A 12,625-nucleotide genomic window follows, 5' to 3' on the forward strand; every position below is an offset into this window, starting at 1 on the left:
AAAATGCGCTTATTTTAAAATTGTGATATATTAGAAGCACGCAGGACCCTAATCAATTTCATGAAGATTGTGCTTTACCCCTCTTTTCCAGGCACTTCGTTTTTCCGGTTGGATTCTGAATTTTAATTCAGTTCGATTCGAAAAAGGAAAGGGTGATTGTTATGGAAATGGAAACGGTAAAATTGTCAGCAATCGTCATGAGGTGGTATCCCGATATGATACCGTTCCTGAAACAGGACGAACTGAATTCAGTTATTGTCCTGCGTGACGGCCTGAGTATTCTGGAACCGGCAGATGCCATGGATATCATCCATTACAGCATTTGCGAGCATCAGAATTCTGCGTATCTCCACTAAGCAAGCTGCCTTTAAGCAAGAAGGTTTTGATAGTTGCCGCTTTGGATCCGGCTTTTTGCTCCGGTCCCGGGCGGCATTTACTTTTTACATTAGCGGTTCAAAATCTGTACATCCCGTTTATTAACAACAAGAGCGGTTTATGACACCAAAAATTACGGGTATTGTTACAAGTCTGTTCTTTTTGCGTGCATCCGTTACTTTATACTTTAAGGGAATGTACATAAAGGGAGCGAATATGAAATGAACATCACCTGGGCATTACTGATGATGGCCCTGGGAAGCGTCGGTGTACCGGGCCACGGACACGACGCCGATGTGGCTGCAGTACTGAAGAGCGCCATGAATCCCCCCATCGTCGCAGAACACACTAATGATCCGAATGCAACAGCGACTACACCAAGCGGAGCCGGCGGCACGGCGGTACCAGCACCTTCACCAAGCCCAACTCCGGACGCAAGCGCAGCGCTTCACACCGATCCGCAGCCTGATGCGCCCAAAGTAAAAGGCATTTATGTAACGGCCTACAGCGCCGGCGGCTCCCGGATGGAAACGCTGCTGGACCTGCTGGACAAAACGGATCTGAACTCCATGGTCATCGACATTAAGGATGATGCCGGATACATCACATACAAGACAGATAATGCCGAGCTTCAGGAGCTCGGACATCCCCAGCCGTTCATCGGGGACATCAATAAGCTGATGACAAGACTGAAGGAGCATGAGGTTTATCCGATTGCCCGGATTGTTGTGTTTAAGGATTCCGTACTCGCTAAGAAAAAACCGGAATTATCCTTTGTTAATAAGGACGGCTCTGTATGGTCCAACAAAGGCGGGGACAGCTTCGTGAATCCTTATAATGAAGATGTCTGGAAATACAATGTGGACATCGCCAAGGAAGCGGTCAAGCTCGGCTTCAAGGAAATCCAATTTGACTATGTACGTTTCCCTGAAGGCTTTGAGAAACGTGCCGATACTCTTAAATACACGAAGAGCGACCGTCCGCGCGTTGAGATTATTGCCGACTTTGTCAAATATGCCAAAGCAGAGCTCGCACCGCTCGGTGTACGTGTATCCGTCGATATCTTCGGTTATGCCGCCTCGGTCCCTGCTGCAGAAGGCATCGGCCAGGATTTCGTCAAGATCTCCAAGAATGTGGATGTCATCAGCCCGATGGTCTATCCGAGCCATTACTCCACCGGCTGGTTCGATGTTAAGGATCCGGACAAGGACCCTTACGCCACGATCAGGGGCTCAATGGTCGACACACATAAGAAGCTTAACCCGCTCGGCAGCTACAAACCGGTAATCCGTCCATGGATTCAGGACTTTACCGCCAGCTGGCTCGGCAGTGGACATTATGTCAAATACGGCAAGCAGCAGGTAGAGGATCAGATTCGTGCCCTGAAGGACGAGAATATAGATGAATTCCTGCTCTGGAATGCCAACAACCGTTACACCGCTGATGTGGACTACGAACAATAAGCTTGCAGCCATTATTTGATACATTGAGATACTAAATGATGATCCAGAGCCCGGCATCTGCCGGGTTTTTTTCATCCAAATACATGATAACGGAGCCACGACTAAGATGAATCAAACCTCTTCCATTAAGCAAAAGGCTGTACAATTTCTTCATATTCTGCTGCCGATCCTGATTACACAAATTGCCCTGTCAGCCATCACCTTCTTCGACACCAATATGTCCGGCAAATTCGGCACGAATGATCTTGCCGGTGTTGCCATCGGCACAAGCCTGTGGATTCCGATCCAGACCGGCCTCAGCGGTATTCTGATGGGTATTACACCGATCGTCTCCCATCTCATCGGCAGCAAGCGTGACAAGGATGTCGCCCATCAGGTAATGCAGGGCATGTGGCTTTCACTGCTCGTCTCGGTGCTCGTCCTTATAATGGGCGGGTTGGTATTGTCACCTGTACTGAATTTCATGAACCTGGAGCCGGCAGTGCGCGATATAGCTTCCCGCTTCCTGCATGCCATTTCCTTCGGTATTATACCGCTGTTCGGATATACTGTACTGCGCAGCTGTATCGATGCCCTGGGCCAGACCCGGGTCTCGATGTTCATTACGCTGATTGCGCTACCGGTCAATGTTGGACTGAACTACCTGCTTATCTTCGGGAACTTCGGGTTCCCCCGCTTAGGCGGAGTCGGCGCAGGTGTCGCATCGGCCATTACATATTGGGTAATCTTCATCATTGCCCTTGTTTTCATCTACCGTGCTGAGCCTTTCAAAAGCCTGCGGCTCTTCCGTAAATTTCACACAATGTCGCTTCAGAGCTTCAAGGAGCTGCTGAAAATCGGCGTACCGATCGGCTTTTCGATCTTTTTTGAAACAGCGGTATTCTCTGCCGTAACTCTGCTGATGAGCCGCTTCGACACAGTGACCATTGCCGCCCACCAGGCGGCGATCAACTTCGCTTCGACACTGTATATGATTCCGCTAAGCATCTGTATGAGCCTGACCATTCTGGTCGGCTTTGAGACGGGCTCCGGGCGGCTGAAGGACGCACGCCAGTACAGTATTATGGGAATCGGCACGGCAGCGGTCCTGTCACTGCTCACTGCACTTGTGCTGCTGTTTGCCGGCAGCCATGTTGCCGGCTTGTATTCGGATGAAGCAGAGGTCATTTCACTAATACAGCATTTCCTGATCTATGCGATCTTCTTCCAGATTTCTGATGCGATTGCTACACCTACCCAAGGTGTATTGCGCGGTTATAAGGATGTCAATCCGGCCTTTCTCATTTGCTTTGCCGCTTACTGGATAATCGGCCTTCCTGTGGGTTATCTGCTGGCAACTTATACGGAGCTTGGCGCATACGGCTATTGGATCGGACTGATTACGGGTCTGGCTATCGGAGCCATCCTGCTGCTTGCCCGGCTTGTCAGAGTGCAAAGAAGATTCTCACTGGAGAAAGCTTAAGCAGCTATAAGAGTAATTATCGAGGCACAATACCGAGGCACTTAAGACACAACAAACCCGCCTGTCTCCAGGCGGGTTTGTTGTGTAGAAACGAAGGTACTGCTTGTACTTACTCAGCTTCTTATTGGGATAAACGGGAAGCCAGTTCATACAGATCCGTATTGAAATCTTTCTTGGTGTTCACTACAGTATCGATATCAGTAAGCGTCAATTCGCCTTTAATAATTCCACATGCTTTGCCGGACTCGCCTTCAATCAGCTTACGGACAGCGAAATCACCCAGACGGCTGGCCAGATTGCGGTCTGCCGGAGTTGGTGTACCGCCGCGCTGAATGTGGCCCAGAACGGTTACGCGGGCATCCAGAGAGGCATGACGGTCTTTGAGTGCCTGTGCCACATCTTCACCTTTGCCTACGCCTTCAGCTACGATAACGATACTGTGGCGTTTGCCTCTTGCAAAATTATCCTTCATCCGGTCAGCAACCTCATTCAGATCATAAGGCATTTCCGGCACCAGAATCGTTTCGGCTCCGGAAGCAAGACCAGCATACAGGGCGATGTCTCCGCAGTGGCGTCCCATTACTTCTACAATAGAAGAACGCTCATGGGAAGACATGGTGTCACGCAGCTTGTTGATTGCATCGACTACAACGCCAACAGCTGTATCAAAGCCAATGGTATAATCCGTAAAGGAAATATCATTGTCAATTGTTCCCGGCAGAGCCATCGTCTTAATTCCAAGCTTGCTCAGCTTGTTCGCTCCCTGGTAGGAGCCGTCGCCGCCGATAACTACCAGACCGTCGATTCCCAATTCGTTCAGGATATCGGCACCTTTCTGCTGGCCTTCAGGCTTAACGAACTCCAGACAACGTGCAGATTGCAGAATAGTACCTCCGCGCTGGATAATATCACCGACACTGCGCAGATCCATCGGGAAAATATCACGGTTAAGCAGCCCCTGGTAACCGCGCTGAATGCCGAACACTTCAATTCCGAAGTAGATCGCGCTGCGCACAACCGCACGGACTGCGGCGTTCATCCCCTGTGAGTCTCCTCCACTGGTTAGTACTGCAATTTTTTTTACGTTTGACATTCGGTTTGTTCCTCCTTAAAATTGCGCCCGGCTGATTCCAGAAAGAAATTGCAGCCTACAGCATATAATGCGACTAATACATGTGTTTGCGTATCCAGCGGCTGTTTACGAAGAAGAACAGTCTCGTCAGCGGACTTCTTCTCATCAGACGTTTGGATACAGTGCGAACCTCCCGCTGTTCGCTGACTTTGGGATCGGATAAATAAAGTGCCAAGAGCCCCTCGATGACCATACGGTGCATTGAGGTCTCGGGAAGGTTCCGGACATCCTTGCGGGCCCACTCCACTATGGAAGCGATCCGATTCAGCATGGTATCAGTATTGTCATAATAATTACAGAAATTGAGGTCCCCGCCAGCGCGGTCTTCATCCTGATCAATCAGGTAATCCAGCATAATATGCAGCCCGCAAACATGCGGAAAATACGCGGCACGGATGGAAGATGCTGCAGATGTGCTCAGCTTGGGATCACAGGAAGCCAGAAAAAGCATAAAGACCCCCAGAGTTGAACCTGTCGCCGCTGCAAACTCATTCCACTGGAGATGAGGGGCACGCTGCCCTTCTTTCTCCCACCATTCCTTCAGGGCAGATTCCCTGAGTTCCGGGCGGATATGCTTATACACCTGGAGATCCGTATACAGCACAGCCAGATCATGAATCTCTGGAGCCGCAGCACTGTAACCCGGAAGCTGTAAGATCATCTCCTGGCATTTGCGGACCAGCCTGGACAAATATCCCCCGTCATTCTGTTCGGTGCGCAGCGCGTAATAGTTCACCGGCTCCGCCTTAGGATCAATAGCGTCAAGCATCGATTGATGCAGCAGCCGGAAATCGGCAGGGTCAAGCGAAGTACTGCGGTCACACAGGTTGTCCAAATAATCACTGATCGTCTGATAAGCGACAATTAGCGGAATCAGTATATGTCTCATCGACAAATTGCCGGCAGCATAAATTCCGCCGCCTTCGCAGTGAAACTGTTTCGTCTCAATGCTGGCAAGCGCCTGCCTGCGGAGCTCGGGATCGGGAATCCCTTCAGCATCCCGGCGCCAGAAATCAAGACATGATCGCACTTCCGGCAGCACGTACTTGTAGACCCGGTTCATCAGTCCAATGGGACCCCGCGGACTAAGGTAACGGCCTTGCTCAAATTCATTCAATGACAGTGCCTCCACATTGTTGTCTCCTTATCCAAATCATCATTTATTATAATATGCAGAGCGTATTTGTACAAACAACAAAATCACTTTCGCAAAACCGTGAAAGATTCAGAAATACATTAATTTAGGTAAACCCGGCTTTCCGGCTTTGTGCTATACTATTACCCGTTCTACATAAAATGTATAATGTTGTTCATATCCGGAGGAGTGCAGATTTATGAAGCAGCACGACAGCGGCAGCCGGTACAGCGATCAGAATTGGCTGCGGTTCTTTATGTTTACGTTTTACGGCACCAGTGTACTGGTAGTATCGTATTTTCCCTTGTTCTATTCACATCTGGGCTTCAGCAGCCCGCAAATCGGTCTGCTCTACTCTGTCGGCCCGCTGATTTCGATCCTGGCCAACCTGTTCTGGAGCATGATGAGCGACCGGATCGGTGCAGTCCGCAAGATCATCGCCATCCTGCTCGGGGGACAACTGGTAACCGCCATCATTCTGGCCAGAATGACAGATTTCTCTAGTGTGATGATTATTTTGCCCGTTTTCTACTTCTTCTATTACCCTGTGTATCCGCTTGCTGATACTATGGCGATCAAAATTGCCCAGCGGCACGGACGCAATTTCATCGCAATCCGCGTGTTCGGCTCACTCGGCTACTCTTTCTTTGCCCTTACTGTCGGCTATCTATTACGGGCATTAGGTCCTGAATACAGTGTTGGTATCTGCATAGTAGTCGTTGTTTCCGCGCTGCTCATTTCCATCGGCCTGAAGGATGCTGCACGCGCCGAACCAGTCCCGGCACCTGAAGACGAAGCTGCAGAAGGGCAGCCCCAAATCAAACAGGCCCGAAGCGGAGGATTGAAAGAGATTCTGCTGCAAAAAGAGGTACTCTGGTTCTTCGGCTCTGTATTTCTGCTTGCCATCGGCTACCGGATGAATGAAGCCTTCCTGACGCTGAGCCTGAAGGGAATGAACGCAGGCGATGAGGTCATCGGCTGGGCACTGCTGGCTTCGGCGCTTAGTGAAATCCCTGTTTTTTTTGCGCTGAGCAAATACGGTGAGCGGTTCAAGGAGCTCCCCCTCCTCGCCTTCGCCAGTCTGATGTTCGCCCTGCGCTTTCTGTTCATGGCACTCACGCAGGAGCCGGGCATGGTAGTTGCCATTCAGGCCATGCACAGCGTTTCCTTTGGTGTGTACTTTGTAACCGCTGTCCGGTATATTACACGGATTATCCCCGATCATCTCCGGGCGACGGGCATGGCCATCTTCACCGTGGTCTGGTCCAGCGGCGCCGGACTGCTCAGCGGCACATTCGGCGGCCTGATCTTCCAGGATGCCGGCCGGACTGTCTTTTATTATGTCGCTACCGGCTTCTCACTGCTCGCTTTCACCGGCTTCTTCTCCAAGCATCTGCTGGATATCGGCGGCGGCACCGGCCGGCCCTTCCGCAAAAAATCTGCAGGCAGACAATAACGGTTTCCTTAAACAATCAGCCATGTGTCCCTTCAGGGAACGCATGGCTGAACTAAATGGCATAGCATTAACCTATAGTATTCGGTTTTCCGCATACATTCAGCTTTTGACCGCGGGAATCAAGTAGACTCCAACTCCTCCCGGTGAACCTTCAGCTGCGTTCAGCAACAAAGTTACTCTACTACGAAGTTATTCAAAGAAAAACCATCCAGAAATCTTTACACACCTTACCACAACAGACAGAAACTATAATGTCCTAAAAAATAAAAAAACACAGTTCCCGAAAGAACTGTGTGTTGCTTAAGTTGCCTGTTGTGCTACTCTTGCAAGTGCTTGCTGCATCAAATATATATATTTGCGGCTGACAGAGGCTCTGCCTTGCCGTATCTTATAATTTAACTACGTTCGCTGCTTGTGGACCGCGGTTACCGTCAGTAACATCGAATTCAACCGCTTGGCCTTCATCCAATGTCTTGAAACCGTCGCTTTGAATAGCTGAGAAGTGAACGAATACATCTTCGCCGCCTTCTACTTGAAGGAAACCATAACCTTTTTCTGCGTTAAACCATTTTACTGTACCTTTCAAATGAACAACCTCCTAAAAATACCGCCATATATGGCGTATGCTTACATTATACTCCATCTATACCTGTAAAGCAATCCATCATTTCCCTTTATTCTTGATTTAATTTGCTTTTCTCTTCCCGGGTGCGTTATCATTGAGCCAAAAGCCAAAAATCGCCAGGGTGGTAATGATAATGATCAAAAAACATGAAATATACAAAACAGACAAGTGGAATATGATGACGGTAGAGGTTCAGGGACGGTATATTATCCTCCGTGAAATTTCTGACCAGTGGGGTGAAGAAACACATACCTTCATGAGCCGCCCGGCCATGATGCAGTGGGTGAACAACCGCTTCAATAAAGAGTCCTATAAAGATAATGAAGAAGAGTATAGGAATATTATGGCTGCCTTCAAGCAGGTGTAAGCAGGCATGAACAACGAGAGCCTTGTAATCTATGTAATCGTCGTTCTGTGCCTGGGTGCCGTACTCGTAATGAGCAAGGACAAAATGCCGCCGCGCATGAAGCGCGGCATGGCACTGGCTGCTGTCATATTGATTGCCTTCGCATTTATCTTCATTATTTACAGTCTGCTCGTCTAACTTTATTCTAATGAACTAGGAATTGGCAGGGCATACTAAGCCGACTTTAATTCTTCAGGAGGCTGCCGTCATGTCCTTTACCGCCAAATTCCTCCCGCTTCTGCTGGCGCTTGGCCTGTTGCCGGGGAATCTCTCGGCAGCGCAGCCGCAAGCAGGAACAAGATCTGCTGCATCCCACCAACCGAGGAGGATTTCTATGGAACAATTACTTAAGAGAAGTGAAGTGCCCGCCGAGAACCGCTGGAAGCTTGAAGACATGTTTGCTTCAGAGGAACAATGGGATGCCGAGTATAAGGAAGTTAAGGAACTTATCACAAGCGCCGGGGCTTTCCAGGGCAAGCTGGATTCACCGGATGCCCTCAAAAAGTGCTTCGAGCTGGATGATAAGCTGTCCCTCCTGACTGAACGCCTCTACGTGTACGCGCATATGCGCCAGGATGAAGATACGGCTGCTCCGAAGTACCAGGCCCTCTCCCAGAAAGCCAAGAAGCTGGGCGTTGAAGCAGGAGAAGCCCTCTCTTTTGTCACACCGGAAATTCTGGCCCTGCCAAATGAGACCCTGGACCAGTTCATCGCCGACCCTTCCCTTTCAGACTATACCTTCACCTTAACGGAGATGAAGCGTGAGAAAGCCCATGTTCTCTCCAAAGCCGAGGAAGCGCTGCTCGCCCAGGTGGGCACACTCGCTCAGGCACCGCAGACCGTATTCGGCATGCTGAACAATGCGGATCTCAAATTCCCGAAGGTCAAGAATGAAGAAGGCAAGGAAGTGGAGCTGACCCACGGAAGCTACATTCAATTCCTGGAAAGCCCGGACCGTGAAGTGCGCAAAAATGCGTTCAAAGCCGTCTATGAAACTTACGGCAAGCAGAAGAACACAATCGCCGCTACGCTGAGTGCGAATGTGAACAAGAATGTATTTTATTCAAGAGTTCGTAAATACCCTTCCGTGCTGGAAATGTCCCTCTATGGTGACAACATTCCGAAGGAAGTCTACACCAATCTGATCGACACCATCCACGAAAGCCTGCCGCTGATGCACCGTTATATGAAGCTGCGCCAGAAGCTGCTTGGGGTTGACGAGCTACATATGTATGACCTGTTCGCTCCGCTGGTGGACGAATACAAGCTGGATATCACTTTTGAAGAAGCCAAGAAAATCACCAAAGAAGGCCTTAAGCCGCTTGGTGAGGACTATCTTAGCGTGCTGCAGGAGGGCTACGATAAAGGCTGGATCGATGTCTATGAGAATGAGAACAAACGCACTGGCGCCTACAGCTGGGGAGCTTACGGTACCCACCCTTATGTGCTGCTGAACCATAATGACAATCTTAACAGCATGTTCACGCTGGCGCATGAAATGGGCCATGCCCTGCATTCCTACTACTCAGATACAGCGCTGAAATACCGGGATGCGCAGTACACGATTTTCCTGGCTGAGGTTGCTTCCACTACCAATGAAGCCCTGCTGATGGATTATCTGCTGAACAAGTCGACGGATCCGAAGGAGAAAATGTATCTGCTCACCTACTACGCCGACCAGTTCCGTACCACCGTATTCCGGCAAACCATGTTTGCTGAATTCGAGAAGATCATTCACCAGCGTGCTGAAGAAGGCGAATCGCTTACACCGCAGGATCTCTCGGCCATCTACTACGACCTGAATGTCAAATATTACGGCAAGGATATGGTAGTGGATCAGGATATTGAGATGGAATGGGCGCGGATTCCGCATTTCTATAACAGCTTCTATGTCTACAAATATGCTACCGGCTTCTCTGCGGCAACCAGCTTTGCCAAGCAGATTCTCGAGGAAGGCAAACCGGCGGTAGACCGTTACCTCGGCTTCCTGAAGAGCGGCGGCAGTGATTATTCGATCAACATTCTTAGCAAGGCCGGCGTCGACATGTCCACACCTGAACCAATCCGTGAAGCTATGAGCGTATTCGAAAGCGTGATCGAGCAGATGGAACAGTTGACCAAATAAGGCATAAAGTTTAGTATTACTTTAATCCCTTGCCCTTTACGGGCAAGGGATTTATACTGTCATACCGCCCCGAGGAGGAAGTTACATGAAATTGCAATGGTCGCTCATATTAGGTTTGTTTTTTGCGCTGGTGACGGCTGTGTTCGCTGTGATGAACGTAGATCCGGTCCTGGTGAACTTCGGCTTCGATGTGGTCAGCATTCCGCTGATCCTGATTATTCTCGGCTGTGCGCTGATTGGCGGCGTGGTAGTCGGCTCCTATGGCATTTTCCGCCAGTATAAGCTGCAGAAGCAGATCAAAGGCCTGAATGCCGAGTTGTCCAAGCTCCGTGATACAGGCAGCAGCCTGGACTCTATAAGTGCTCCTGATGATACCTTCTCTTCCGAAGGTTCATCCCAGCTATAACCCCATACAACGAACAGGAGGATCATCCTTTGTTAAATATCCAGCCCAATGAAGAATATATACTGACTCTGCTCAAAAAACTGCTCGACACCCCCAGCCCCAGCGGCTTCACCTCCCAGGTGATGGCACTTGTGGCTGAAGAAGCGGCCGCACTGAATATTCCGCTGGCCTGGAATGAAAAGGGCGGCGCCATTCTGACCGTTCCCGGCCTTGACCCTTCGCGTACTATCGGCATCAGCGCCCATGTAGATACGCTGGGAGCCATGGTCCGCTCTATCAAGCCAAACGGCACGCTGCGCCTGACCTCCGTCGGAGGCTTCACTATGAACAGTATTGAGAATGAATACTGCATGATCCATACCCGCAGCGGCCTGACCTATACCGGCACGATTCTGACCAGCCACCCGTCTGTGCATGTCTATGCAGATGCCCGTGATTACAAGCGTGCCGAGGAGAACATGGAGATCCGCATCGACGAAGTGGTCGCGACTAAAGATGATGTGCTGAAGCTGGGTATTGCTGTCGGTGATTTTATCTCCTTCGATGCACGCGCGGTTCTGACCCCAAGCGGATACGTGAAGTCACGCCATCTGGATGACAAAGCCAGCGTAGCAGCAATCTTCGGGCTCCTGGAGAGCATCCGGCGTGAAGGCTGGAAGCCGCTGCATAACCTATCTCTGCTGATTTCGAATTATGAAGAGGTCGGTCACGGGGCAGCCTGGATTCCCGGCGGGATCAACGAGATGATTGCTGTAGATATGGGCGCAATGGGCGATGATCTGAGCTGCAAGGAGACCGATGTCTCCATCTGCGCCAAAGACTCATCCGGCCCTTATGATTATGCCATGACCAGCCGGCTGATTGAGCTGGCGAACGGGCTGGCCATTCCTTTTGCCGTGGATATCTATCCGCAATACGGCTCAGATGCCTCCGCTGCACTGCGCGGCGGCAATAACATCCGGGCCGCGCTGATCGGTCCCGGCGTGCATGCCTCCCACTCCATGGAGCGCACGCATAAGCAGGCTGTACTGAATACAGCCAAGCTGCTTGCAGCTTATGTTGGAGCGAACTAAGCTTAGCAGCTAGTGAAGCGGTTGTGATGCAACGCTTGGGTCTGCGGGAGATGCTACGATATCTGGGGGCGGCTTATGTTGGCGGAAGCTCAAATTGGACGATGGATACACCAGTTGCGCGGACAGCGCAAAATGTGGATAATCACTGCCGGAGTGCTGTTATTACTCGCTATTGGCAGCTTGATTGTACTGAGATTAAACGGTTCAGGCGAGCAGGAAGTCTTTAGCGGCCTCCCTCATAGCTACACTTATCTGGAGGCGGAGAGCTCCGGCAAGATCCATCTCCATATGATGGCTGTGAACCCGGAGGATGTCGTGCTGCGGCGCGCCGGCCTGCCGCTGCGCCAGATTGCCGCCTACGGGATTAACGGCGGCTTCTTCTACGGCGAGGACCTCCTGTCCATCGCCATCATGGACGACCAGCCGGTGAACGGTGCACCGCACGGCTACGGCTCGGGCTGGTTCAACGCGAAATATGCGCGGGGAACCCTGGTCTGGGATGGCGCCGCGGAAGCATTCAGCGTGCAGGTTGCAGCCGCAGGCGGCGACCTGGCGGTGAGCGACCGCGGCAATTACTGGGCGCAGGGCGGCATCAGCATGAACCTGCAGCATGAAGAGCTCTGGGCAGCAGCGGCGGCCGCAGAGCATCTGCCCTATGAGGGCGAGCAGCGCCTGCGCTCCGGGCTGGTCTATGACCAGGCCGGGAAGCTATGGCTGCTCGTCACGAATACGCTCTGCACGGCGGCGGAATTCCGCGCCGCCGTGCTGGAGACCGTCCCGGGCGAGGGACGGGAGGGGATCTTCCTCGACGGAGACGGTTCATCGCAGATGAACGCCGAAGAGGCCGTGCTGACCGGCGACTCGCGGCCGGTCGTGCAGATGATTGCCGTGGCCGGCGGCAAGTAGCGGCGCGGGTGCGTGACGCCTCGGCGGGACGCGGGCCGCGGAGTGCAGACGGCGGGGCACA

13 protein-coding genes are annotated in these 12,625 nt (G+C 51.4%); 10 read left to right on the forward strand and 3 right to left on the reverse strand.

Going from position 1 to position 12,625, the window contains the following annotated elements:
* The first annotated feature begins 161 nt into the window (after positions 1-161).
* From LOS79_RS13115 to LOS79_RS13125, 3 genes are all read left to right on the forward strand, one after another.
* Complete coding sequence (locus LOS79_RS13115; protein WP_036702366.1) at positions 162-356, forward strand: hypothetical protein; 195 nt, start codon at positions 162-164, stop codon at positions 354-356.
* A 240-nt stretch (positions 357-596) separates the two neighbouring features.
* On the forward strand, positions 597-1,838 hold the full coding sequence (locus LOS79_RS13120; protein WP_315420329.1) for a putative glycoside hydrolase: 1,242 nt from the start codon (positions 597-599) through the stop codon (positions 1,836-1,838).
* Positions 1,839-1,944: 106 nt separating this feature from the next.
* Positions 1,945-3,300, forward strand: a complete 1,356-nt coding sequence (locus tag LOS79_RS13125; protein ID WP_315420333.1) for an MATE family efflux transporter — start codon at positions 1,945-1,947, stop codon at positions 3,298-3,300.
* A gap of 121 nt (positions 3,301-3,421) precedes the next feature.
* Here LOS79_RS13125 and pfkA read toward each other — a convergent pair whose 3' ends face one another.
* A complete protein-coding gene (gene pfkA / locus LOS79_RS13130) occupies positions 3,422-4,393 on the reverse strand; it encodes a 6-phosphofructokinase (RefSeq protein WP_315420336.1) in 972 nt (323 codons plus the stop codon).
* A 73-nt stretch (positions 4,394-4,466) separates the two neighbouring features.
* Positions 4,467-5,549, reverse strand: coding sequence for a tetraprenyl-beta-curcumene synthase family protein (locus LOS79_RS13135; protein WP_315420340.1), 1,083 nt, complete (start codon positions 5,547-5,549; stop codon positions 4,467-4,469).
* Positions 5,550-5,766: 217 nt separating this feature from the next.
* Between LOS79_RS13135 and LOS79_RS13140 the strand changes: the two genes are divergently transcribed.
* Positions 5,767-7,023, forward strand: coding sequence for an MFS transporter (locus tag LOS79_RS13140; RefSeq protein WP_315420343.1), 1,257 nt, complete (start codon positions 5,767-5,769; stop codon positions 7,021-7,023).
* Positions 7,024-7,411: 388 nt separating this feature from the next.
* Here the strand turns inward: LOS79_RS13140 and LOS79_RS13145 are convergent, their stop codons facing one another.
* Positions 7,412-7,609: a cold shock domain-containing protein gene (locus LOS79_RS13145; protein WP_315420346.1), complete on the reverse strand. Its 198-nt coding sequence runs from the start codon at positions 7,607-7,609 to the stop codon at positions 7,412-7,414.
* 172 nt (positions 7,610-7,781) lie between these two features.
* Between LOS79_RS13145 and LOS79_RS13150 the strand changes: the two genes are divergently transcribed.
* The 6 genes from LOS79_RS13150 to LOS79_RS13175 all read left to right on the forward strand — a co-directional run bounded on the left by LOS79_RS13150 (position 7,782) and on the right by LOS79_RS13175 (position 12,564).
* A complete protein-coding gene (locus tag LOS79_RS13150) occupies positions 7,782-8,015 on the forward strand; it encodes a hypothetical protein (RefSeq protein ID WP_315420348.1) in 234 nt (77 codons plus the stop codon).
* Positions 8,016-8,021: 6 nt separating this feature from the next.
* Positions 8,022-8,192 carry a hypothetical protein gene (locus LOS79_RS13155; protein ID WP_315420350.1) on the forward strand — a complete coding sequence of 57 codons (171 nt, stop codon included), beginning with the start codon at positions 8,022-8,024 and terminating at the stop codon, positions 8,190-8,192.
* A gap of 196 nt (positions 8,193-8,388) precedes the next feature.
* Positions 8,389-10,179 carry an oligoendopeptidase F gene (gene pepF / locus LOS79_RS13160; protein ID WP_315420353.1) on the forward strand — a complete coding sequence of 597 codons (1,791 nt, stop codon included), beginning with the start codon at positions 8,389-8,391 and terminating at the stop codon, positions 10,177-10,179.
* 85 nt (positions 10,180-10,264) lie between these two features.
* Positions 10,265-10,585: a LapA family protein gene (locus tag LOS79_RS13165; RefSeq protein ID WP_315420355.1), complete on the forward strand. Its 321-nt coding sequence runs from the start codon at positions 10,265-10,267 to the stop codon at positions 10,583-10,585.
* A 29-nt stretch (positions 10,586-10,614) separates the two neighbouring features.
* A complete protein-coding gene (locus LOS79_RS13170) occupies positions 10,615-11,658 on the forward strand; it encodes a M42 family metallopeptidase (protein WP_315420357.1) in 1,044 nt (347 codons plus the stop codon).
* A gap of 75 nt (positions 11,659-11,733) precedes the next feature.
* A complete protein-coding gene (locus LOS79_RS13175; RefSeq protein WP_315420360.1) occupies positions 11,734-12,564 on the forward strand; it encodes a hypothetical protein in 831 nt (276 codons plus the stop codon).
* Positions 12,565-12,625: the final 61 nt, after the last annotated feature.

It is taken from the genome of Paenibacillus sp. MMS20-IR301 (assembly GCF_032302195.1).
Classification (GTDB): Bacteria; Bacillota; Bacilli; order Paenibacillales; family Paenibacillaceae; genus Paenibacillus_AQ.